Genomic DNA, 21,753 nt, shown 5'->3' with positions numbered 1-21,753 from the left:
TCCCCTTCCGGTTGTGGGGAACCGCTCCTGTCGTCACAACGATGTCTCACCGACCTTGCCGAATGGGTGGCCATCGGGCGCGGGAGGGGTGATCATGAGGAGACCAGAGCGCACTTCCCATGAGGAGGCACGGGTGGCCGAGACTCTGAAGAAGGGCAGCCGGGTGACCGGCGCCGCGCGCGACAAGCTCGCGGCAGACCTGAAGAAGAAGTACGACTCCGGTGCGAGCATCCGGGCGCTGGCCGAGGAGACCGGCCGCTCGTATGGCTTCGTGCACCGGATGCTCAGCGAGTCGGGCGTCACGCTCCGTGGGCGTGGCGGGGCGACCCGCGGTAAGAAGGCCGCTTCGTCCTGACTGCGGGCGGCCCATCGGCTTCGATGGTGGCCACCCGGTCGGCGGACCGACCGGCCGGGTGGTTACTGTGCAGTCACTTAGCTCAGCTCTGCTGACCGCACCCATCGGAGGCACTCCATGGCTTCGTCCGCGCAGGACCTCGCTCCCGCACTCGACAAGGACGGCGTACGGCTCACCGTCGACGACGCGCTCGCCACGGTGACGCTGACCAACCCGGCCAGGCGCAACGCGCAGAGCCCCGCCCTGTGGCGGGCGCTCGCGGAGGCCGGGCGGCTGCTGCCGGGCTCCGTCCGGGTCGTCGTGCTGCGCGGCGAGGGCGTGTCCTTCTCGGCCGGGCTGGACCGTCGGATGTTCACTCCGGAGGGCATCGAGGGCGAGCCGACCTTCATCGACCTCGCGCGCCGTGACGACTCCGCGCTCGACGCGACCATCGCCGCATACCAGGAGGCGTTCACCTGGTGGCGGCGGACCGACATCGTGTCCATCGCCGCCGTCCAGGGCCATGCCATCGGGGCCGGTTTCCAGCTCGCGCTCGGCTGTGACCTGCGGGTCGTCGCCGACGACGTCCAGTTCGCCATGCGCGAGACCAGCCTCGGTCTCGTCCCCGACCTGACCGGCACCCACCCGCTGGTCGGCCTGGTGGGATACGCCCGCGCCCTGGAGATCTGCGCGACCGGGCGGTTCGTCGGGGCCGAGGAGGCGGTGGCCAGCGGCCTGGCCAACCTCGCGGTGCCCGCCGGGGAACTCGACGGCGCCGTACGCGACCTGGCGGCGGCCCTGCTGGCGGCGCCCCGGGACGCGGTCGTGGAGACCAAGGCGCTGCTGCGCGGCGCCGTGGACCGTACGTACGACGAGCAGCGCGCCGCCGAGCGCGCCGCCCAGGCCCGACGCCTGCGCGACCTGGCCGGCCTCGGCGACTAAACCCCGCGCCCACCCCACACCCCCGGCCCACCAGGACCCCACCCGACGGCCCCGACAGAGCTGCCCCCTACGGCCCGCCGCCCGCAGACGGCCCCGCAGGGGTGACGCCTACGGGGCCGCCGCCCGCCGACGGCCTCGGCAGGGCTGCCCCCTACGGTCCGCCGCCGCTTGCCGACGGGCCCGGCGGGAGTGACGCCTATGGGCCCGGCGCTTGCCGGCCTGCCCGGCGGGAGTGACCGCTTGCTGGTCCGCCCGGCAGGGGTGACGCCTACTGGCCCGCCGCTCGCGGACCGGGCCGGCGGGGCTGCCCCCTACGGTCCGCCGCCGCTTGCCGACGGGCTCGGCGGGGCTGACGCCTACGGCCCGCCACCCGCCGGCGGCCCGGCGGGGGTGACGCCTAAGGGCCCGCCGCTCGCCCACGGGCGCAGAGGGGCTGACCCCTAAGGTCCCGCCACCCGCCCACGGGCCCGGCGGGTCTGCCCCCTACGGTCCGCCGCCATCCGCCGACGGGCCCGGCGGGGCAGACGCCTACAGCCCGCCACCCGCCGACGGGCCCGGCAGGGATGACGCCTACTGGCCCGCCGCTCGCCGACCGGCCCGGCAGGGCTGTCCCCTAAGGCCCGCCGCCACCCGCCGACCGGCCCGGCAGGGCTGTCCCCTAAGGCCCGCCGCCGCTCGCCGCCGGGCCCGGCGGGGCTGCTCGTTACGGTCCGCCGTCTACCGGCGGCCTTTCGCCGGGCGGGCCGGGCCGGGGGCCGGTCTGTCCGGTGGGCCGGGGTCAGAAGCCGTGGCGCATGCCGCCGTCGACCGGGACCATGATCCCGGTCAGATACGACGCGGCCGGGGACAGCAGGAACGCCGCGACCCGGCCGAACTCCTCCGGCCGCCCGTACCGGCGCAGCGGAATCCGTGACTCGTTCGCGGTGCGGGTGGCCTGCGGGTCGGCGGACAGCCCGTCCAGCTCGCGCACGCGGTCCGTGTCGATCCGGGCCGGCAGCACGCCCACCACCCGGATGCCGCGCGGCCCCAGCTCGTCGGCGAGCGACTTGGCGAACCCGGCCAGCCCCGGCCGCAGCCCGTTGGACACGGTCAGTCCCGGGATCGGCTCGTGCACCGACCCGGACAGCACGAACCCGACGACCCCGCCCTCCGTCAGCTCGGCCGCCGCCGCACGGGCCAGCCGTACCGCGCCGAGGAAGACGGACTCGAACGCCTCGCGCCACTGCTCGTCGGTGTTGTCGGCGACGAACCCGGGCGGCGGCCCGCCCACGCTCACCAGCACGCCGTGGAAGCCGCCGAAGTGCTCCCGGGCGGCCGCGATCAGCCGTTCGGGAGCCTGCGGATCGGCGTTGTCCACGGCCACGCCCACCGCGTCCGGGCCCAGCGCGGCGGCGGCGTCGGCGACCCGCTGCCCGTCCCGGCCGGTGATCACCACCTTCGCCCCGTCGGCGAGGAGCTCCCGCGCGACGGCGTTGCCCAGTCCCCGGGTGGCTCCGGTGACGACGTACACCCGGTCCTTCAGTCCAAGATCCATGGCCCCTATACTGCCCGCTCCCCGCCGAACAGCGTGAGGGCGGTGTTCACCAGGCCGACGTGGCTGAACGCCTGCGGGAAGTTGCCCAACTGGCAGCCGGCCGCCGGATCGTACTCCTCGGCCAGCAGCCCCACGTCGTTGCACAGCTCCACCAGCCGGCCGAACAGCTCGCGGGCCTCCGCCGCGCGGCCGGTCAGGTACAGCGCGTCGGCCAGCCAGAAGGAGCAGGCCAGAAAGGCGCCCTCGCCGCCCGGCAGCCCGTCGATCTCCGAGTCCTCGGTGTCGTAGCGGCGCAGGAAGCCGCCGTGCCCGAGGTCGCCGCGGATCGCGTCGACCGTGCCGACCACACGCGGGTCGTCCGGCGGCAGGAATCCGGCGCGCGGGATCAGCAGCAGCGCGGCGTCGAGCTCCCGGGAGCCGTAGTACTGGGTGAAGGTGTTCCGCTCCGGGTCGTAGCCCTTCTCGCACACCTCCCGGTGCACCTCGTCCCGGAACCGGCGCCAGCCCGCCAGATCGCCGCTCAGCTCGGGGTGCGCCTCCAGCGTCCGCACGGCCCGGTCGACGGCCACCCACACCATCACCTTGGAGTGCACGAAGTGCCGCCGGCCGCCCCGCACCTCCCACAGCCCCTCGTCCGGCTGGCGCCACGCGGACTCCAGGAACGTGATCAGCGAGCGTTGCAGGGCCCACATGTGCGGCTTCGTGGACAGCCCGGAGGCGCGGGCCAGCGACAGCGAGTCCATCACCTCGCCGTACACGTCGAGCTGGAGCTGGTCGACGGCGCCGTTGCCGATGCGGACGGGCGAGGAGCCGGCGAAACCGGGCAGCCACGGCAGTTCCGTCTCCGGCAGCCGCCGTTCGCCCGCGACGCCGTACATGATCTGCAGGTCGGCCGGGTCGCCGGCGACCGCGCGCAGCAGCCAGTCCCGCCAGGCCTCGGCCTCCTCCAGGTAACCGGCGGCGAGGAGCGTGCCGAGGGTGAGGGTGGAGTCGCGCAGCCAGCAGTACCGGTAGTCCCAGTTGCGCACACCGCCCGGCTTCTCCGGCAGCGAGGTGGTCGCGGCGGCGACGATCCCGCCGGTCGGGGCGTAGGTGAGGGCCTTGAGGGTGATCAGGGAGCGGACGACCACGTCCCGGTACGGGCCGTCGTAGCGGCACCGCCGGGCCCAGCGCCGCCAGTCGGCGACACTGCTCGCCAGCGCCTCGTACGGGTCGATCAGCGGCGGACGCCTCTCGTGCGAGGGATGCCAGGTGAGCACGAACGCGACCCGGTCGCCCGCGCCGACGGTGAACTCCGCGTGGGTGCCGAAGTCCTCACCCCAGGCGGGCACGGCCGGCTCGGTGCGCAGCCAGGCCGAGTCCGGGCCCGCGACCGCCACCCGGTGGCCGTCCGCGCGGCGCATCCACGGGGTGATCGAGCCGTAGTCGAAGCGCAGGCGCAGCGTGCTGCGGACGGTGACCCGGCCGCGCACGCCCTCCACGATCCGTACGACGTCCGGGGCGCGCTCGCGCTGCGGCATCAAGTCGGTGACCCGGACCGTGCCGTCGGCGGTCTCCCACTCGGTGTCCAGGACGAGCGTGTCGCTCCGGTAGGACCGGCGCGTGCACACCTGTGCTCCCCGGGGCGCGATCCGCCAGTGGCCGTGGTCCTCGTCGCCCAGCATCCGGGCGAAGCAGGCACCGGAGTCGAAGCGCGGCAGGCACAGCCAGTCGATCGAGCCGTCCTTGCCGATCAGGGCCGCGGTCTGCTCGTCCCCGATGAGGGCGTAGTCGTCGATGCGCGCGTTCACGAGGTGCGGTTTCCCGGCGGGCCCCAGGGCCAACCAGGCGGGCCGCCGGGGGAGTGACGCGGTCAGACGGTGGCCGGCTCACCCGGTTCGCTCGGCTCGCTGCGCCGCTCGGCCGCGGCGGCCTCCTCCTGCTCGCGGATCTCCCGCCGGACCAGGAACCACCAGCCGACCGGGACGCCGGCCGCGAACAGCCACCACTGGATCATGTAGGCGTAGTTCAGCGGGGCGTCCTCGCTGCCCGGGTCGGAGATCTGCTCCGGGGAGCCGCCCGGGGGCTCGGGCGCGGTCTGCTGGATGTAGCCGCCGAGCACCCGCGCGCCGAGCCGCCGCGCCTCCCGCGCGCTGTCGATCAGCATGATCTGCCGGTCGGGGAGGCCCGTGACGTTCTTGATGCCGCTGGCGGCGGTGGTCTCGTCGGCCATCAGCCGGCCGGTGACGGTGGTACGGCCGGACGGCGGCGCGGGGACCTTGGGGAAGGCCGTCTGCGCGCCGTTCGCGGGGACCCAGCCCCGGTTGACCAGGAGCACCTTGCCGTCGTCGAGGACGAAGGGGGCGAGGACGTGGAAGCCGACCTCGCCGTCGGCGTTGGTGCGGCGGCGGACCACGACCTGCTTGGCGGTGTCGAAGGTGCCGGTCGCGGTGACCGTGCGGTACTTCTCGGTGCGGGTCACCGCGTGCCCGGGCGCGGTCAGCCACTCCACCGGGACCGGCTTGGCGTGCAGCGCGGCGGAGACCAGGTCGTTGCGGGCGGTGCGCTGCTCGTAGCGGTGCTGCTGCCAGAAACCCAGCTTGACCATCGTCGGGATCAGCGCGATCGCGACGAGGGTGAGGATCACCCACTGGCGGGACAACAGGAAGCGGTAGCGGTGCACCCCACGACGGTACCTCCGCGCCGTGGGGTGCCCGGAGGCGGGTACCGGGTCATACCCGGTCGACGACCCCGGCCCTCCCCTCGGCGCGGGCGCAGTGCGCGCCGCAGTACCAGTGCCCCTCGGCCTCCACACCCTGGCCGATGATCTGCACCCGGCAGTGCTCGCAGATCGGGGCCATCCGGTGGATCGCGCAGGAGAAGCAGTCGAAGACGTGCACCGCGCCCTGCGCGTGCACCTCGAAGGTCATTCCGTAGTCGTTGCCGCATACTTCGCATGTCGCCATGCGCCACAGGGTGAGCCGTCGTCGATTGCCGGGCGAGCGGGACCCGGGTGAGTCGGACGGCAAATCACCCGTTCGTACGATCACCCGTCGGTGGCGGTCACCCGTCGGTGGCGGTCACCTGCCTCGGTGGCGGCCAACCGTCGGTGGCGCGCGTCCGTCCGTCAGAGGCGTGCGCCGCCAGAGGCGTGCGCCGCCAGTGGAAGCCCGCCAGCGGAAGCCCGTCAGCGGTGCGCGGTTCTCAGCGGGGCGGCTGCTCGTCGGCGGGCTCGACGTCCCCGAGCAACTGGCCGAACGCGGCCTCGTCCACGATCGGCGTGCCGAACTGCCGGGCCTTGACCGTCTTGGAGGTGCCCGAGTCGGGGTCGTTGGTCACCAGCAGGCTGGTCAGCCGCGAGATGCTGGTGGCGACGTGCAGTCCGGCCTCGGCGGCGCGGTCCTCCAGCAGCTCCCGCTCGGTCGACGTGTCACCGGAGAACGCCACCCGCATGCCCTGTTTGAGTCGTTTGCCATCTTCGTAGCGCCCCGGGTTGGGATAGGGGCATGCGGGCCTTTTGCGGGAGGGGCGCCAACCGCCCGCCCGGTAACCGCCGTAGCCGGCCGACGCCTGCCGGGGCACCGGCCGGTCCGACCACTCCGTCAGCGGCCGGCACTCCAGCAGCGGCAGCCGTACGCCGCCCGCCGCCGCGGCTCGCAGACTGGGCCGGAACGCCTCCGCCAGCACGCGCGCGTCGTCCAGCGCGTGGTGCGCCCGCTGCTGGACGACCCCGAAGTGCGCGGCCAGCGACTCCAGCTTGAAGTTGGGCAGCGGCAGCCCCAGCTCCTTCGACAGCGCGATGGTGCACAGCCGCTGCCGCACCGGAGCCGCGCCGCGCACGCGCGCGTACTCCCGCGCGATCATCTGCCAGTCGAAGACGGCGTTGTGCGCGACGAGCACCCGGCCGTCCAGCCGCGCCGCGAACTCCTCGGCCACGTCCGCGAACAGCGGCGCGCCCTCGAGCAGCTCGCTCGTCAGGCCGTGTATCCACACGGGCCCCGGATCGCGCTCCGGGTTGACCAGCGTGTACCAGTGGTCCTCGACCTCGCCGTACGCGTCCAGCCGGTACACGGCCGCGGAGATGATGCGGTCGTCCCGGGCCAGGCCGGTGGTCTCCACGTCAACAACCGCGTATCCCTTCGGATACGCGGCCGGCCACGGCGTGGCGGAGGACACTGCGGTCGCACGGTCTTCGAGCATGGTCACTGAGGATACGGGCCACGACTGACAGCCCGGTCCCTCAGGTCCCCGCCCGCGCCCCCGGCTCGTCCTGCCACTCGGCCACCGCACACCTGCGCGCTCCGCCAAGGGGCCGCGGGGGCAGGCGACTTCGGCCGGCCGCACGGTCGAGGCCCGGCAGGGCCGGACCCGGCGGGCGCCGCCCGCGGCCGGCCCGGGGCGTGCGGGGGCCGGGGCGAGCGTCGGTGCGGCGGTCGTGGCACCGCGGGTGGGATCCTCCCTGCTGTGACGGAATCCACGCACGACGAGACCCACGGCGGCGCGCTCGGCTCGCGGCTGAACTGGCTGCGGGCGGCCGTGCTGGGCGCGAACGACGGCATCGTCTCCACCGCCGGACTGGTCGTCGGCGTGGCCGGCGCGACCGGGAGCCGCGCCGCCCTGCTCACCGCCGGACTGGCCGGGCTGCTGGCCGGCTCGATGTCCATGGCGGCCGGCGAATACGTCTCCGTCTCCACCCAGCGCGACTCCGAGATGGCCGCGCTGGCCGTGGAGCGACGGGAACTGCGCGAGCAGCCGGAGGCCGAACTGCGGGAACTCACCGACCTGCTGGCGCAGCGCGGCCTGTCCGGCGAGGTGGCCCGCGAGGCCGCCGAACAGCTCACCGCCCGGGACGCGCTGCGGGCGCACGCGCGCGTGGAGCTGGGCATCGACCCGGACGGGCTGGCCAACCCCTGGCACGCCGCCTGGGCCAGCTTCCTCGCCTTCACCGTGGGCGCGCTGCTGCCCCTGCTGGCCATCGTCCTGCCCCCGCCCGGCCTGCGGCTGCTCGTCACCGTGGTCTCCGTCCTGGCCGCGCTGGTCCTCACCGGCTGGAGCAGCGCCCGGCTGGGCGCCGCCGACCCGAAGCGGGCGGTGCTGCGCAACCTGGCGGGCGGGGTGCTGGCGATGGGTGTGACGTACGCGGCGGGGAGCCTGCTGGGGGCGGTGGGCGTGTGAGGGCACCGGCCGGCCGGACGTCACCTCCAGGTCGGTGTCGTACAACTCCGGTCCGGCTCACGGCAGTTGTCCGCGCGGTCCGGGGTGCGGGGCGCACATCGGCGGCCCGGCCGTCAGCCGGCACGGTCCCGGCGGGTGGCCACCGCCTCGCCGGGACCCACCGGCGCCGGCGCCCGTCCGGTGGCGCGGACGGCACCTCGCCGCGCGGTCCGCGGGCGGGGCGACGTACCGTGAAGGTCGCCCGGGCCGCCCGGGGCACCCGACCCGGCACGACCTCCACGAGAAGGACCCCGTCATGCGCGCCACCACCATCCACGCCCCGTACGACCTGCGTGTGGAGGACGTGCCCGAGCCCGTGGTGCGGCTGCCCACCGACGCCGTCGTCCGGGTGCTGCGGGCCTGCATCTGCGGCAGCGACCTGTGGGCCTACCGGGGCGAGGCGGCCCGGCAGCCGGGCCAGCGCATCGGGCACGAGTTCCTGGGAGTGGTGGAGGAGACCGGCTCCGAGGTGAGCGGCGTCCGGCGCGGTGATCTGGTGGTCGCGCCCTTCATGTGGTCCGACGGCGTCTGCGCCTACTGCCGCGAGGGCCTGACCACCTCCTGCGAGCACGGCGGCTTCTGGGGCACCGTCGGCTACGACGGCGGGCAGGGCGAGGCCGTCCGGGTGCCGTTCGCCGACGGCACCCTGGTGCGGCTGCCCCGGGAGGCGGCCTCGGACGAGCGGCTGCTGTCCGCCCTGCTGACCCTGTCCGACGTGCTCGGCACCGGCCACCACGCCGCGCTCGGCGCGGGCGCCCGGCCCGGCGCGACGGTCGCGGTCGTCGGCGACGGCGCGGTCGGGCTGTGCGCCGTGCTGGCCGCCAGGCGGCTCGGTGCCGAGCGGATCATCGCTCTGGGCCGGCACGAGGTGCGGACCGGTATCGCGCGCCGGTTCGGTGCCACCGACGTCGTCGCCGAGCGCGGCGACGCGGCCGTCGAGGCCGTCCGCGAGCTGACCCGCGGTCAGGGCGCGCACGGCGTGGTGGAGGCAGTCGGCACCGAGCAGTCCATGCGGACGGCCGTGCACATCACGCGCCCGGGCGGCGCCATCGGCTTCGTGGGCGTGCCCCACGGCAGCGGCACCGGTCTGGACCTCGGTGTGATGTTCGACCGGAACATCGCGCTGCGCGGCGGCGTCGCCCCGGTCCGCGCCTACATCCCCGACCTCCTGCCCGACGTCCTCGACGGCACGATCGACCCCTCGCCCGTGTTCGACATGACCGTGGACATCGAGGGCGTACCGGCCGGTTACCGGGCCATGGACGAGCGCACGGCCCTGAAGGTGCTCGTCACCAACGGCGGGTGACCCGCGGTCCGCACGCGGCCGGCCGTGATCCTCAGCCCGTGCCGTCGGTGCCGGCCGGTGCGGTGGACCAGCGGGCCGGGTCCGTGCCCCAGGGGGCCGGCGGCCGGGCCCAGCCGGCGGGGCCGCCCGTGAAGGACACGGCCGGGCGGGCGTGCCGCAGCCGGCCCAGGGCACTGCCGGTCTCGGCCAGCCAGGCGTCCGGACCCGGGTACGGCGCCTCTCGGACCGGGCCCGGGTACGGCGCCTCTCGGACCGGACCCGGACGCGACGGCTCCCCGGCTGAACCCGGGCACGGCGGTTCCTCGGCCGAACCTGAATGCGGCGGTTCCTCGGCCTGGCCCGGGTTCGGCGGCTCCTCGGCCGAACCCGGCCGGATGCCGGTCGTCAGCCAGTGCGCGGTGCGGGCCAGCGCCAGCCGGACCAGCCGGCTCCCGCCGTCGTACGACTGCTCGGTCAGCGCCCGCAGCACGGCCGCCGTCAGCAGATAGCCGGTGCCGTGGTCCAGGGCCTGCGCCGGCAGCGCGCCCGGCTCCCCGGCCGCGCCCTCGGTCACCGCGATGCCGGTGGCGGCCTGCACCAGGCTGTCGAAGCCCCGCCGCCCGCCCCACGGCCCGTACGCGCCCCACGCCGACACCTGCGCCACGACCAGGCCGGGCCGCCGCCCGGCCAGCGCCCGCGGGGAGAGCCCGAACCGGTCCAGGGCGCCCGGCCGGTAGCCGGTCACCACCACGTCGGCCGTGCGCACCAGTTCCTCGAAGACGTCCCGGCCGGTGTCCAGACCGAGGACGGCGGACCGTTTGCCGAAGCCCGTGTCGGCATGGCTGTCCGGCAGTTCCGGCAGCCACGGCGCGTCCAGGCGCAGGACGTCCGCGCCGAGCAGGGCGAGGGTGCGGGTGGCGACCGGGCCCGCCAGCACCCGGGTCAGGTCCAGGACGCGCAGCCCGGCGGCCGGCAACAGGGCGGTGGCGTCCGAAGGGAGCGGCGGGAACACGCGCGCGGGTGCCGCGTCCAGCCGTTCGCGCTCCACCAGCGGACGCGCGGCCACCGCGGCGGCCTGCGGGTGCGCCCGCCACTGCGCGGGCGTGCGCAGGGCCACGGCGAGGCCGCCGGCGGCGGTGACCGTCTCCTCCACCTCCAGCGCGCGGCGCCCGGCGAGCCCGGCGGCGACCCGCTCCGCCGGGGCGTCCTGCGGCAGTCCCAGCGCGCCGAGCAGCCGGGTCCGGTGATGCGGGTAGTTGGCGTGGGTGCGCACCCAGCCGTCGGCCGTGCGCCAGAACCGGGACAGGGGCGCGAAGGCGACCGGGGGCCGGCCGTCGACGCGCAGCAGCCGCTCGCTGTGGAAGGCCGCCGCGACCGCGCCGTCGTCGACCCGGACCTCCGGCGCCGTCCCGGACCCGGTCCTGCGGGCCGCCAGCTCCGCGGCGGCCAGCCCGCAGACGCCGGCGCACGCCCGGGCCAGCTCCCGCACGGGAAGGCGCGCGGCGAGCACGCCCTCCCGCGGCACGGCGGTGAGCCGGGGGAGCCGGGCGGGAGTACCGCCCAGCGCGGACCACGCGTACATGATTGGAGTCATGACTGCACTATGCATGATTGACTCAATCAATATATGGAGCGACCGCGCCAGCTCCCGGTACAGCCGTCTACCTGGTCACCGCGGCCAGTGCGTCCACCAGGCCCCAGCCGTAGAAGCCGTTGCGGTTCCGCGATCCCTCGCAGACGGCGTCCACCTTGCCGTCACCGTTGATGTCGTACGGGTCCGTGCACGGCGTGGCCGTGGCCTCCGCGTACAGCAGCGCCTTCACGGCGGCCGCGGGCGCGTGCGGATGAGTTGACTTGATCAATGCGGCAACGGCGGCGACATGCGGGGTCGCCATGGAGGTCCCGGACATGTACCCCCACTTGCCGCCCGGCAGCGGGCCCAGGATCTGGCCGCTGGTCGCCGGGGGTGCCGGGGTCTGGTAGGCCGTGTTGTCACCGCCCGGCGCGGCCACGTCGACCACACCGAGGCCGTAGTTGGAGAAGGACGACTTCAGTCCCTTGGCGCCGGTCGCCGAGACCGTCACCACACCCGGCAGCTGGGTCGGGATGTCGTAGCACTCGTGCGGGTCGATCACCCGGCTCGACGGGGTGCCGTCGTTCGGCGAGACCGGGTCGGTGATCGCGTCGGACGCCAGGTCGTACCGCTCGTTGCCGGCCGCCGCGACGTTGACCGCGCCCTTCCGCTCCGCGTAGCCCGAGGCCCGCCGGACGGCCGTCACGAGCGCCTTCTGGTCGGGGTCGGTGGTGCAGTTGAAGTACCACGGGTCGGTGTAATAGCTGTTGTTGGTCACGTCGACGTGGTGCTCGGCCGCCCAGACGAAGCCGCAGACCACGGCCTCGGCGTAGAAGAAGCCGCCCGGCGTGCCCACCTTGATGCCGGCCACCTTCACGCCCGGCGCCACGCCCGTGATCCCCACGCCGTTCCTGGCCGCCGCTATCTCGCCCGCCACGTGGGTGCCGTGCGGGCTCTCCGACGCGCTCGGCCGCCAGGCGCCGTCCGTCGTGTCCGGCTTGCCCGACACGCAGTTGACGGACGCCGCGCGGTCGAAGTTGGGCGCGATGTCCGGGTGGGTGTCGTCGACGCCCGTGTCGATGACGGCGACCGTGACATCCGGGCTGCCCAGCGTCTTCTCGTGCGCCCGGTCCGCCTTGATGGCCGGCAGGTCCCACTGGAGCGGCTCCAGCGGGTCCTGGCCGTCGGCGGCCCGCACCGCGGAGATCTCCCCGGCCGTCAGCGCCTTCGGCGTGCCCTGGTCGGTGGTGGACTCGGTGGGCAGCGGCGCGGTGCGCGTGGCACCCGCCGAGTCGACCCCGGGCACGGCGCGGAGCGCCTGGGCGAAACCGGGGTCGGCGGAGTGCGCGACGATCACGCCGATCGCGTCGTAGCTCGTCACGACGGTGCCGCCGGCGCGGATGATCGCCCGCCGCACCGACTCGATCGTGCGGTGGTCCTTCCGGGTGTTGACCACGTACGACAGGGTGGGGCCGTCCGCCGCCCGTGCCGCCGGGACCGCCGGGCCGGCCGGGGCCGCCGCGGAGGCCGCCGACGGCAGGAAGCCGAGCGTGGCGGTCAGCGACAGCACGGCCGGCACGGCGAGCGCGAGCCGGCGGCTGGAGCGCAGATGAGCCATGGGATCTCCACATCATCCGGATACGGGACCGCCCGAGCGGGGTGGGCGGCTCGGGCAGGTACATGACGGGTGGTGCAGGGCGAAGCTATCTCCCGGAGCTGATCTCCGAAAGAGTCCCGCCGGCTTGAACCACCCCGCGCGGGGCGCCGTGACCGTGAGGGGGCGCACGAGGGGTGCGCACCCCGGGCCTCACGCCGGGGAGCCGGTCGATGACTCCCTGTAATGTGATCCCGTTCCTGTGAGGACAGCAAGCGCACGTCCGTGACACGAGGAGACTCCGTGGCAACCGAGACACCGCCGCCCGCGAAACCCCGAGCCCACCTTCCCTCCACCGAGGAGTTCACCGAGGTGCAGCACAGCGCGGAGTTCGGTGAACTGCGCCGCGCCCACCGCTCCTTCGCCTTCCCGCTGACGATCGCCTTCGCCGCCTGGTACCTGCTGTACGTCCTGCTGTCCAACTACGCGGGCGGCTTCATGGGCACCAAGGTGGCCGGCAACGTCAACGTCGCCCTGGTCCTGGGCCTCGCCCAGTTCCTCACCACGTTCCTCATCGCCTGGTGGTACGCGCGGCACGCCGCCGCCAAGCTGGACCCCAAGGCCGCGGCCATCAAGTCCCGGATGGAGGACGGCGCATGAGCCCCGTACCGCACACCCTGCTCGCGGCCGGCGAGGCGAGCGAGCACCGCACACTGATCATCACCCTGTTCGCGGTGTTCGTCGCCGCGACCCTCGTCATCACGGTCTGGGCGGGCCGGCAGACCAAGGACGCCGCCGACTTCTACGCCGGCGGACGGCAGTTCACCGGCTTCCAGAACGGCCTCGCCGTCTCCGGGGACTACATGTCGGCCGCGTCCTTCCTCGGCATCGCCGGCGCCATCGCCCTCTTCGGCTACGACGGCTTCCTGTACTCCATCGGCTTCCTGGTCGCCTGGCTCGTCGCCCTCCTGCTGGTCGCCGAACCGCTGCGCAACTCCGGCCGCTACACCATGGGCGACGTGCTGGCCTACCGGATGCGCCAGCGCCCCGTGCGCACCGCCGCCGGCACCTCCACGATCGTCGTGTCCATCTTCTACCTGCTGGCCCAGATGGCGGGCGCCGGCGTCCTCGTCTCCCTGCTCCTGGGCATCACCAGCGACGGCGGCAAGATCGGCATCGTCGCCCTGGTCGGCGTGCTGATGATCGTGTACGTCACCATCGGCGGCATGAAGGGCACCACCTGGGTGCAGATGGTCAAGGCGGTCCTGCTGATGGCCGGCGCCCTGCTGCTGACCTTCCTGGTGCTGCTGAAGTTCGACTTCGACGTCTCCGGCCTGCTCGGCAAGGCCGCCGGCAACAGCGGCAAGGGCACCGCGTTCCTGGAGCCCGGCCTGAAGTACGGCGCCACCGGCACCACCAAGCTGGACTTCCTCTCGCTCGGCATCGCCCTGGTCCTCGGCACCGCCGGCCTGCCGCACATCCTGATCCGCTTCTACACCGTGCCCACCGCCAAGGCCGCCCGCAAGTCCGTCATCTGGGCCATCGGCCTCATCGGCACCTTCTACCTGATGACCCTCGCCCTCGGCTTCGGCGCCGCCGCGCTGATCACACCGGAGGAGATCACCACCTCCAACAAGGCGGGCAACACGGCGGCCCCCCTCCTCGCGCTCCACCTCGGCGGCGTCGACTCCACCTGGGGAGCCGTCCTGCTCGCCACCATCTCCGCGGTCGCCTTCGCCACCATCCTCGCGGTCGTCGCCGGCCTGACCCTGGCCTCGTCCTCCTCGTTCGCGCACGACATCTACGCGAACGTCATCAAGAGGGGCCGGGCCACCGAGAAACAGGAGCTGCGCGCCGCCCGCTGGGCGACCGTCGGCATCGGCGCGGTCTCGATCGTCCTCGGCGCCCTGGCCCGCGAGCTGAACGTGGCCGGCCTGGTCGCCCTCGCCTTCGCGGTCGCCGCCTCCGCCAACCTGCCGACCATCCTCTACAGCCTGTTCTGGAAGCGGTTCACCACCGCGGGCGCCCTGTGGTCGATCTACGGCGGCCTGGTCAGCGCGGTCGGCCTGGTGCTGTTCTCCCCGGTGGTCTCCGGCAAGGAGACCTCGATGTTCCCCGGCGCCGACTTCGACTGGTTCCCGCTGGAGAACCCCGGCATCGTCTCCATCCCGATCGGATTCCTGCTCGGCGTCGTGGGCACCCTGCTGTCCAAGGAGGCCCCGGACCACGGCAAGTACGCGGAACTGGAGGTGCGGTCCCTGACCGGCACCGGAGCCCACTGAGACGTCCGGCCGGCGACCGCGTCGGGCGGGGACTGTACGGTCCTACGACGCGGTCGTGCCGTACCTCGTGGGATCGGGGCCGCCGTCTGTCGGCGGGGTCACGTAGGCTCACAGGTGACGAAGGACGCACGCCGGACGAGAATGAGACCGGGAGAGGGAGGGGCCCCACGTGCTCATCGACACCTACGGCCGAGTCGCCACCGACCTGAGGGTCTCGCTGACCGACCGGTGCAATCTGCGCTGCACCTACTGCATGCCCGAGGAGGGCTTGCAGTGGCTCGCCAAACCCGACCTGCTCACGGACGACGAGATCGTCCGCCTCATCGGCATCGCGGTCCGCACGCTCGGCATCGAGGAGGTCCGCTTCACCGGCGGCGAGCCCCTGCTGCGCCCGGGCCTCGTCGGCATCGTCGAGCGCGTCGCGGCCCTCGGCCCGCGCCCCCAGATGTCCCTCACCACCAACGGCATCGGCCTGGGCCGCACCGCGGCCGCCCTGAAGGCGGCGGGCCTGGACCGGGTCAACGTCTCCCTGGACACCCTGCGCCCGGACGTCTTCAAGACCCTCACCCGCCGTGACCGCCACCGGGACGTCCTGGCGGGCCTCGAAGCCGCCCGCGCGGCCGGTCTCACCCCGGTCAAGGTCAACGCGGTCCTGATGCCGGGGCTGAACGCCGACGAGGCTCCGGACCTGCTCGCCTGGGCGGTGGCGAACGACTACGAACTGCGGTTCATCGAGCAGATGCCCCTGGACGCCCAGCACGGCTGGAAGCGGGAGGGCATGGTCACCGCAGGGGACATCCTCGCCTCCCTGCGCACCCGCTTCGACCTCGCCCCGGAGGGCGCCGGCGAGCGCGGCTCCGCACCCGCCGAACGCTGGCTGGTGGACGGCGGCCCGCACCGCGTCGGTGTGATCGCCTCGGTGACCCGGCCGTTCTGCGCGGCCTGCGACCGCACCCGCCTCACCGCCGACGGCCAGATACGGACCTGTCTGTTCGCCACCGAGGAGACCGACCTGCGCGCCGCCCTGCGCTCGGGCGCCCCGGACGAGGAGATCGCCCGGCTCTGGAAGCTGGCGATGTGGGGCAAGAAGGCGGGCGCGGGCCTGGACGACCCGTCGTTCGTCCAGCCCGACCGGCCCATGTCGGCGATCGGAGGCTAGCGCCCGGCCGTTCCGGGAGCTCTAGGGCTCGCGCCGTCCCGGCTCCGCCGCTTCGGCCGCCCGCCACTCCTCGAAGCGCACCACGTCCTTCAAGAACCCCCGGACGCCGAGGAACTGCGACAGATGCTCGCGGTGCTCCGCGCAGGCCAGCCAGGTCTTGCGCCGCTCCGGCGGGTGGATCGTCGGGTTGTTCCACGCCAGCACCCATGCGGCGGCGGCACGGCAGCCCTTGGCCGAGCAGATCGGGGTCTCGTCACTCACGGTTTCGTCTCGGGTTCGTCTCGGATAAGGGGCCGGACATGGCGACGCCGGGCAGCCACGGGGGGAGCTGCCCGGCGTCGGTCCATCGCTCCGACGGGGGATGCGGAGCGCTTACGCAGTATGTCACGGGTACCCCGCCGCCCGGCACTGGAACTGCAGGATTGATCTGAGCATTTCTTGAGCCTCGCGCGGGCCCGTTCCGCCCGCGCCGCGTCCGCCGTGCTCAGACCGGTCCGGGGTGCTCACCGGGCACTCCGGCCGCCTGGTCCGCCGGCCCGTCGCCGGGCACGGAACCCCGTGCCCGCTCGGCCTGTTCGTCCCGTTCCGGCCGCGGCGCGATCATCGGACGCGGCGGCGCGACGACGAACGTCGACGGAAGCGACGGCGGCCGTTCGCGGCCCGCGTTCGCGATCACCACGGCGATATAGGGGAGCGCCGCGCCGAGCACCAGGGCGACGATGGCGACGTACCGCTCCACGTTCCACAGCGAGGCCGCGAGGATCACCGCCACCGTACGCACCGACATCGAGATCACATACCGGCGTTGCCGGCCCCGGACGTCCTCGGCGAGCCCGGTCCGGGCACCGGTGATCCGGAACACCTGGGCACCGCCGTGCTGTTTCCGCATCACCTGTCACCATCCGCCCGCAGGACTCTCCCCGGCCCGCACCCTCGTCCGCGTCCGGCGGGGAACCGGGCCGCGACACCTCCCACGGTACGCCGCCCCCGTGCCGCCCACGAGACCGGGTCGCCCGCAACCTGCGAGGACGCGTCCGGCCCCGCCGCGTATGGGGTAAGCCGACATGCGCCGTACGGCGGGCCGAACCACACTGGCCGTAATGCTCACGTCGAGCCGTACAAGGAGGCAGCCATGGGCTGGTTGTGGGCGATCATCGTGGGATTCGTGCTGGGCATCATCGCCAAGGCGGTCATCCCGGGAAAGCAGCACAGTCCTCTCTGGCTGACCACCCTCTGCGGCATCCTCGGCGCCATCGTGGGCAACGCGGTCGCCCGCGCGGTCGGCGTGGCGGAGACCCGGGGCATCGACTGGAGCCGGCACATCTTCCAGCTCGTGGCGGCGATCATCATCGTCGCGGCCGTGGACGCCCTCTACATGGCGACGCTGGGCAAGCGCAGGCACCAGCGGGCCTGACGCCCGGGCGCTCGGAAGGGGCGCGGGAGCGGCGCGCGGCCGCGGACCACCGCGGCCGCGCAACCCACGTTCCTCACGCCCTACGGCGTCACGCGGGAACGATCTCCACGGCGGCCAGGTTCTTCTTCCCCCGCCGCAGCACCAGCCACCGCCCGTGCAGCAGCTCCTCGGTGCCGGGGACGGCGTCCTCCGCGGTGACCTTCACGTTGTTCACGTAGGCCCCGCCCTCCTTCACCGTCCGCCGGGCCGCGGACTTGCTGGCGACCAGGCCGACCTCGGCGAACAGGTCCACCACCGGCGCCGGCTCGGCGACCCGGATGTGCGGCACCTCGGACAGCGCCGCCGCCAGGGTCCGCTCGTCCAGCTCCGCCAGCTCGCCCTGCCCGAACAGGGCGCGGGACGCGGCGATCACCGCGGCCGTCTGGCCGGCGCCGTGCACCAGCGTCGTCAGCTCCTCGGCCAGCGCCCGCTGCGCCGCCCGGGCCTGCGGACGCTCCTCGGTCAGCCGCTCCAGCTCCTCGATCTCCTCCCGGGACCGGAAGCTGAAGATGCGCAGGAACTTGGAGACGTCCCGGTCGTCGGCGTTGACCCAGAACTGGTAGAACGCGTACGGCGTGGTCATCTCGGGGTCGAGCCACACCGTGCCGGACTCGGTCTTGCCGAACTTGGTGCCGTCCGCCTTGGTGATCAGCGGAGTGCCCAGCGCGTGCACCACGGCCTCCGGCTCGGCCCGGTGGATCAGGTCCGTGCCCGACGTGAGGTTGCCCCACTGGTCGCTGCCGCCGGTCTGCAGCGTGCAGCCGTACCGCCGGTACAGCTCCAGGAAGTCCATGCCCTGGAGGATCTGGTAGCTGAACTCGGTGTAGCTGATGCCCGCGTCGGAGTTGAGCCGCCGGGAGACGGCCTCCTTGGCGATCATCTTGTTGACCCGGAAGTGCTTGCCGATGTCCCGCAGGAACTCGATGGCCGACAGGCCCTGGGTCCAGTCCAGGTTGTTGACCATCACCGCGGCGTTCGGCCCGTCGAAGTGCAGCAGCGGCTCGATCTGGGCGCGCAGCCGCTCCACCCAGCCGGCCACGACCTCCGGCGCGTTCAGCGTGCGCTCGGCCGTGGGCTTCGGGTCGCCGATGAGGCCGGTGGCACCGCCGACCAGCGCCAGCGGACGGTTGCCCGCCTCCTGGATGCGGCGCATCGTCAGGATCTGCACCAGGTTGCCCAGGTGCAGGCTGGGCGCGGTCGGGTCGAAGCCGCAATAGAACGTGACGGGACCGTCCGCGAACGCCTTGCGCAGTGCGTCCTCGTCCGTGGAGAGGGCGATGAGCCCCCGCCACTTCAGCTCGTCGACGATGTCCGTCACGGTTCTCGTGTCTCCTTGATGATCTTCGGGCAGCCGGGTGACACCCGACCACGAACGCCTACGAGGTTATACGCCCTGGCTGACAGAGCTCATGTTGAAATCGGGGACGCGCAGCGCGGGCATCGCGGCCCGGGTGAACCAGTCGCTCCACTCGCGCGGCAGCGTCTGCTCCGTCCGCCCCGCCTCGGTGGCCCGGCCCAGCAGGTCCACCGGCGACTCGTTGAACCGGAAGTTGTTCACCTGCCCGGTCACCTCGCCGTTCTCCACGAGGTAGACGCCGTCCCGGGTGAGGCCGGTCAGCAGCAGGGTCGCCGGGTCGACCTCGCGGATGTACCACAGGCAGGTCAGCAGCAGCCCGCGCGCGGTGTCCGCGACCATCTCCTCCAGGGAGCGGTCGCCTCCGCCGTCCAGGATCAGGTTGCCGGGCGCGGGGGCGACCGGGAGTCCGGTCAGGGCCGCGCTGTGCCGGGTCGTCGTCAGGTGCTTCAGCGTGCCCTGCCCGATCCACTCGGCCGCCGGCGCGGGCAGCCCGTTGTCGAACACGGACTCGTCGCCGCCGGAGGAGTGGGCGATCACGAAGGGCGGGCACTGGAGCCCCGGCTCGTCCGGGTCGCTGCGCAGGGTCAGCGGCAGCGCGGAGAGCTTCTCGCCGAGCCGGGTGCCGCCGCCCGGCTTGGAGAACACCGTCCGCCCCTCGGCCGCGTCCCGCCCGGAGGCCGACCAGAGCTGGTAGATCAGCAGGTCCGCGACCGCGGTCGGCGGCAGCAGCGTCTCGTACCGGCCCGCCGGCAGCTCCACGCGCCGCTCGGCCCAGCCGAGCCGTACGGCCAGCTCCGCGTCGAGCGCGCCCGGGTCGACGTCCTTGAAGTCCCGGGTGGAGCGGCCGGCCCACGCCGAACGGGAGCGGTCCGGCGACTTGGCGTTCAGCTCCAGCGTGCCGGTGGGCTGGTCGTGCCGCAGCCGCAGCCCGGTGGACGTCCCCAGGTACGTCGACACCAGCTCGTGATTGGCGAAACCGTACAGTTCCCGGCCGCCCGCACGCGCGCGGGCGAACGCCTCGCCGAGCGCCGGCGCGAAGTCGGCGAAGACCGCGGAGGAGGTCTCGGCGGGCGCGTCCGTGAAGTCGGGGGACTCCGGCACACCGCCGACCAGCGGCTGCGCGTCCTCCGCGGGCCCGGCGCCGCGCGCGGCGGCCTCGGCGGCCCGCACCAGCGGCTCCAGCTCCCCGTCGGTGACCGCGGAGCGGGACACGACACCGGAGGCGGTGCCCCGCGCACCGTCCACCGTCGCGATCACGGTGAGGGTACGGCCGCGCGTCACGCCGTTGGTGGTGAGCGCGTTGCCCGCCCAGCGCAGGTTGGCGGTGGAGTGCTCGTCGGCGATGACGACGCAGCCGTCGGCGCGGGACAGCGCCAGCGCCTGCTCGACGATCTCGTGCGGCTTGCGGGTACGGGCGCTCATCGGCCGGCCTCCTGCGTGGTGTTGAGGATGTTGACGCCCTTGAAGAGGGCCGACGGGCATCCGTGGGACACCGCGGCGACCTGGCCCGGCTGGGCCTTGCCGCAGTTGAAGGCGCCGCCGAGGACATAGGTCTGCGGACCGCCGACGGCGGCCATGGAACCCCAGAAGTCGGTGGTCGTGGCCTGGTAGGCGACGTCCTTCAGCTGTCCGGTGAGCCGCCCGTTCTCGATCCGGAAGAAGCGCTGGCCGGTGAACTGGAAGTTGTACCGCTGCATGTCGATCGACCAGGACCGGTCGCCGACGACGTAGATGCCCCGGTCGACGCCGCCGATCAGATCCTCCGTGGACAGCCCGGCGGGATCGGGCCGCAAGGAGACGTTGGCCATGCGCTGCACCGGCACATGGGCGGGCGAGTCGGCGTACGCGCACCCGTTGGAGCGCTCGAACCCGGTCAGCCGCGCGATCCGCCGGTCCAGCTGGTAGCCGACCAGCGTGCCGTCCTTCACCAGGTCCCAGGACTGCGCCGCGACGCCCTCGTCGTCGTAGCCGACGGTCGCCAGGCCGTGCTCGGCGGTGCGGTCACCCGTGACGTTCATCAGCTCCGAGCCGTACCGCAGCGTGCCGAGCTGGTCGAAGGTGGCGAAGGAGGTGCCGGCGTAGGCGGCCTCGTAGCCGAGGGCGCGGTCCAGCTCGGTGGCGTGGCCGATGGACTCGTGGATGGTCAGCCACAGGTTGGACGGGTCGACCACCAGGTCGTACAGGCCAGGCTCCACGCTCGGCGCCCGCATCTTCTCGGCGAGCAGCTCCGGGATGCGCTCCAGCTCGGCGTCCCAGTCCCAGCCGGCCCCGGTCAGGTACTCCCAGCCGCGCCCCGCCGGCGGCGCGAGGGTGCGCATGGAGTCGAACTCGCCGCTCGACGCGTCGACGGAGACGGCCGTCAGCTGCGGGTGCAGCCGTACCCGCTGCTGGGTGGTCACCGTGCCGGCGGTGTCCGCGTAGAACTTGTTCTCGTGCACGGTGAGCAGCGAGGCGTCCACGTGGTCGACGCCCGGCGCGGCCAGCAGCCGGCCGCTCCACTCGGCGAGCAGCGCGGACTTCTCCTCGTCCGGCACCGAGAACGGGTCCGTCTCGTACGACGAGATCCACGTCTTGTCGGCGTGCACCGGCTCGTCGGCCAGCTCCACCTTCTCGTCCGCGCCGGCGGCCTTGATGACCTGCGCGGACAGCTTGGCCATGGCCACCGCCTGCGAGGCGACCCGGGCGGCGGCGTCCATGGTCAGGTCCACACCGGAGGCGAAGCCCCACGTGCCACCGTGCACGACCCGCACCGCGTACCCCAGGTCGGTGGTGTCCGACGATCCGGCGGGCCGCGCGTCCCGCAGCCGCCAGGACGCGCTGCGCACCCGCTCGAACCGGAAGTCCGCGTGCTCGGCGCCCAGCGCCCGCGCGCGGGCGAGCGCGGCGTCGGCGAGGGCCCGTAGGGGAAGCGCCGTGAAGGCTTCGTCGATGGAATGAGGCACGGAGGTCTCCCTGCTGTCGTGGCCTGTCGGGTCCGATCATGTCGCGTGAGCGGGCCGGCGGACCACACGTTTGGCTCCGGGACGGCCCCGTTCTGTAGGGACCCG

General features: G+C 73.6%; 20 protein-coding genes. 8 read left to right on the top strand and 12 right to left on the bottom strand.

The window, feature by feature from the left end; genetic code table 11:
- Nucleotides 1-133: 133 nt before the first annotated feature.
- The gene (locus ACZ4SV_RS29105) at nt 134-355 is read left to right on the top strand and encodes a helix-turn-helix domain-containing protein (protein WP_004002281.1); all 222 of its coding nucleotides are present in this window, start codon (nt 134-136) and stop codon (nt 353-355) included.
- Between the two features lie 117 nt (nt 356-472).
- A complete protein-coding gene (locus ACZ4SV_RS29100) occupies nt 473-1,276 on the top strand; it encodes an enoyl-CoA hydratase/isomerase family protein (RefSeq protein ID WP_468007717.1) in 804 nt (267 codons plus the stop codon).
- Nucleotides 1,277-2,054: 778 nt separating this feature from the next.
- On the opposite strand, the gene ACZ4SV_RS29095 is transcribed toward ACZ4SV_RS29100, so the two are convergent.
- The 5 genes from ACZ4SV_RS29095 to ACZ4SV_RS29075 all read right to left on the bottom strand — a co-directional run bounded on the left by ACZ4SV_RS29095 (nt 2,055) and on the right by ACZ4SV_RS29075 (nt 6,989).
- Nucleotides 2,055-2,810, bottom strand: coding sequence for an SDR family oxidoreductase (locus ACZ4SV_RS29095; protein ID WP_365879987.1), 756 nt, complete (start codon nt 2,808-2,810; stop codon nt 2,055-2,057).
- Between the two features lie 5 nt (nt 2,811-2,815).
- Entirely contained in the window at nt 2,816-4,600 is a 1,785-nt protein-coding gene (locus ACZ4SV_RS29090; RefSeq protein ID WP_468007715.1) for a glycoside hydrolase family 15 protein, read from the bottom strand.
- A gap of 62 nt (nt 4,601-4,662) precedes the next feature.
- Nucleotides 4,663-5,472 (bottom strand): SURF1 family cytochrome oxidase biogenesis protein, encoded by an 810-nt coding sequence (locus tag ACZ4SV_RS29085; RefSeq protein WP_468007713.1) that lies wholly within the window; start codon nt 5,470-5,472, stop codon nt 4,663-4,665.
- 49 nt (nt 5,473-5,521) lie between these two features.
- On the bottom strand, nt 5,522-5,755 hold the full coding sequence (locus tag ACZ4SV_RS29080; protein WP_365879981.1) for a hypothetical protein: 234 nt from the start codon (nt 5,753-5,755) through the stop codon (nt 5,522-5,524).
- 238 nt (nt 5,756-5,993) lie between these two features.
- Nucleotides 5,994-6,989, bottom strand: a complete 996-nt coding sequence (locus tag ACZ4SV_RS29075; protein WP_365879979.1) for a DEDDh family exonuclease — start codon at nt 6,987-6,989, stop codon at nt 5,994-5,996.
- Between the two features lie 264 nt (nt 6,990-7,253).
- Between ACZ4SV_RS29075 and ACZ4SV_RS29070 the strand changes: the two genes are divergently transcribed.
- Nucleotides 7,254-7,964 carry a VIT1/CCC1 transporter family protein gene (locus ACZ4SV_RS29070; RefSeq protein ID WP_468007710.1) on the top strand — a complete coding sequence of 237 codons (711 nt, stop codon included), beginning with the start codon at nt 7,254-7,256 and terminating at the stop codon, nt 7,962-7,964.
- Nucleotides 7,965-8,259: 295 nt separating this feature from the next.
- Nucleotides 8,260-9,309, top strand: coding sequence for a zinc-dependent alcohol dehydrogenase family protein (locus ACZ4SV_RS29065; protein WP_397941846.1), 1,050 nt, complete (start codon nt 8,260-8,262; stop codon nt 9,307-9,309).
- A 31-nt stretch (nt 9,310-9,340) separates the two neighbouring features.
- Here the strand turns inward: ACZ4SV_RS29065 and ACZ4SV_RS29060 are convergent, their stop codons facing one another.
- Together ACZ4SV_RS29060 and ACZ4SV_RS29055 are read right to left on the bottom strand one after the other, a co-directional pair.
- Nucleotides 9,341-10,882, bottom strand: a complete 1,542-nt coding sequence (locus ACZ4SV_RS29060) for a CoA transferase (RefSeq protein WP_468007707.1) — start codon at nt 10,880-10,882, stop codon at nt 9,341-9,343.
- Nucleotides 10,883-10,949: 67 nt separating this feature from the next.
- Nucleotides 10,950-12,479 carry a S8 family peptidase gene (locus ACZ4SV_RS29055; RefSeq protein ID WP_468007705.1) on the bottom strand — a complete coding sequence of 510 codons (1,530 nt, stop codon included), beginning with the start codon at nt 12,477-12,479 and terminating at the stop codon, nt 10,950-10,952.
- A 279-nt stretch (nt 12,480-12,758) separates the two neighbouring features.
- On the opposite strand from ACZ4SV_RS29055, the gene ACZ4SV_RS29050 reads away from it, so the two are divergent.
- The 3 genes from ACZ4SV_RS29050 (at nt 12,759) to moaA (ending at nt 15,896) form a co-directional block, all read left to right on the top strand.
- Nucleotides 12,759-13,115 (top strand): DUF485 domain-containing protein, encoded by a 357-nt coding sequence (locus tag ACZ4SV_RS29050; protein WP_365878292.1) that lies wholly within the window; start codon nt 12,759-12,761, stop codon nt 13,113-13,115.
- A complete protein-coding gene (locus tag ACZ4SV_RS29045; RefSeq protein WP_468007703.1) occupies nt 13,112-14,737 on the top strand; it encodes a solute symporter family protein in 1,626 nt (541 codons plus the stop codon). The genes ACZ4SV_RS29050 and ACZ4SV_RS29045 overlap by 4 nt, the downstream gene beginning before the upstream one ends.
- Nucleotides 14,738-14,906: 169 nt before the next feature.
- Nucleotides 14,907-15,896 (top strand): GTP 3',8-cyclase MoaA, encoded by a 990-nt coding sequence (gene moaA / locus ACZ4SV_RS29040; RefSeq protein ID WP_365878289.1) that lies wholly within the window; start codon nt 14,907-14,909, stop codon nt 15,894-15,896.
- Between the two features lie 21 nt (nt 15,897-15,917).
- Here moaA and ACZ4SV_RS29035 read toward each other — a convergent pair whose 3' ends face one another.
- Nucleotides 15,918-16,157, bottom strand: a complete 240-nt coding sequence (locus ACZ4SV_RS29035) for a hypothetical protein (protein ID WP_365878287.1) — start codon at nt 16,155-16,157, stop codon at nt 15,918-15,920.
- 223 nt (nt 16,158-16,380) lie between these two features.
- Entirely contained in the window at nt 16,381-16,785 is a 405-nt protein-coding gene (locus ACZ4SV_RS29030; RefSeq protein ID WP_468007700.1) for a DUF3099 domain-containing protein, read from the bottom strand.
- A gap of 243 nt (nt 16,786-17,028) precedes the next feature.
- Between ACZ4SV_RS29030 and ACZ4SV_RS29025 the strand changes: the two genes are divergently transcribed.
- Complete coding sequence (locus tag ACZ4SV_RS29025; protein ID WP_468007698.1) at nt 17,029-17,310, top strand: GlsB/YeaQ/YmgE family stress response membrane protein; 282 nt, start codon at nt 17,029-17,031, stop codon at nt 17,308-17,310.
- An 88-nt stretch (nt 17,311-17,398) separates the two neighbouring features.
- On the opposite strand, the gene tyrS is transcribed toward ACZ4SV_RS29025, so the two are convergent.
- The 3 genes from tyrS to ACZ4SV_RS29010 all read right to left on the bottom strand — a co-directional run bounded on the left by tyrS (nt 17,399) and on the right by ACZ4SV_RS29010 (nt 21,648).
- On the bottom strand, nt 17,399-18,667 hold the full coding sequence (tyrS, locus tag ACZ4SV_RS29020; protein WP_365878281.1) for a tyrosine--tRNA ligase: 1,269 nt from the start codon (nt 18,665-18,667) through the stop codon (nt 17,399-17,401).
- A 66-nt stretch (nt 18,668-18,733) separates the two neighbouring features.
- A complete protein-coding gene (locus ACZ4SV_RS29015; protein ID WP_397941855.1) occupies nt 18,734-20,128 on the bottom strand; it encodes a metallopeptidase TldD-related protein in 1,395 nt (464 codons plus the stop codon).
- Nucleotides 20,125-21,648 carry a TldD/PmbA family protein gene (locus ACZ4SV_RS29010; RefSeq protein ID WP_468007696.1) on the bottom strand — a complete coding sequence of 508 codons (1,524 nt, stop codon included), beginning with the start codon at nt 21,646-21,648 and terminating at the stop codon, nt 20,125-20,127. Before ACZ4SV_RS29010 ends, ACZ4SV_RS29015 begins: the two co-directional genes overlap by 4 nt.
- Between the last annotated feature and the right edge of the window lie 105 nt (nt 21,649-21,753).

Source organism: Streptomyces sp. NPDC027672 (assembly GCF_055566335.1).
This window is presented reverse-complemented; position numbering and strand designations above follow the sequence as displayed.

Excerpts from the sequence above, each read along its gene's own strand:
- ACZ4SV_RS29100 (WP_468007717.1), top strand. The coding sequence starts at position 473 with ATGGCTTCGTCCGCGCAGGACCTCGCTCCCGCACTCGACAAGGACGGC.
- ACZ4SV_RS29095 (WP_365879987.1), bottom strand. The coding sequence starts at position 2,810 with ATGGATCTTGGACTGAAGGACCGGGTGTACGTCGTCACCGGAGCCACC.
- ACZ4SV_RS29080 (WP_365879981.1), bottom strand. The coding sequence starts at position 5,755 with ATGGCGACATGCGAAGTATGCGGCAACGACTACGGAATGACCTTCGAG.
- ACZ4SV_RS29075 (WP_365879979.1), bottom strand. The coding sequence starts at position 6,989 with ATGCTCGAAGACCGTGCGACCGCAGTGTCCTCCGCCACGCCGTGGCCG.
- ACZ4SV_RS29065 (WP_397941846.1), top strand. The coding sequence starts at position 8,260 with ATGCGCGCCACCACCATCCACGCCCCGTACGACCTGCGTGTGGAGGAC.
- ACZ4SV_RS29060 (WP_468007707.1), bottom strand. The coding sequence starts at position 10,882 with ATGACTCCAATCATGTACGCGTGGTCCGCGCTGGGCGGTACTCCCGCC.
- ACZ4SV_RS29055 (WP_468007705.1), bottom strand. The coding sequence starts at position 12,479 with ATGGCTCATCTGCGCTCCAGCCGCCGGCTCGCGCTCGCCGTGCCGGCC.
- ACZ4SV_RS29045 (WP_468007703.1), top strand. The coding sequence starts at position 13,112 with ATGAGCCCCGTACCGCACACCCTGCTCGCGGCCGGCGAGGCGAGCGAG.
- ACZ4SV_RS29030 (WP_468007700.1), bottom strand. The coding sequence starts at position 16,785 with ATGCGGAAACAGCACGGCGGTGCCCAGGTGTTCCGGATCACCGGTGCC.
- ACZ4SV_RS29025 (WP_468007698.1), top strand. The coding sequence starts at position 17,029 with ATGGGCTGGTTGTGGGCGATCATCGTGGGATTCGTGCTGGGCATCATC.
- ACZ4SV_RS29015 (WP_397941855.1), bottom strand. The coding sequence starts at position 20,128 with ATGAGCGCCCGTACCCGCAAGCCGCACGAGATCGTCGAGCAGGCGCTG.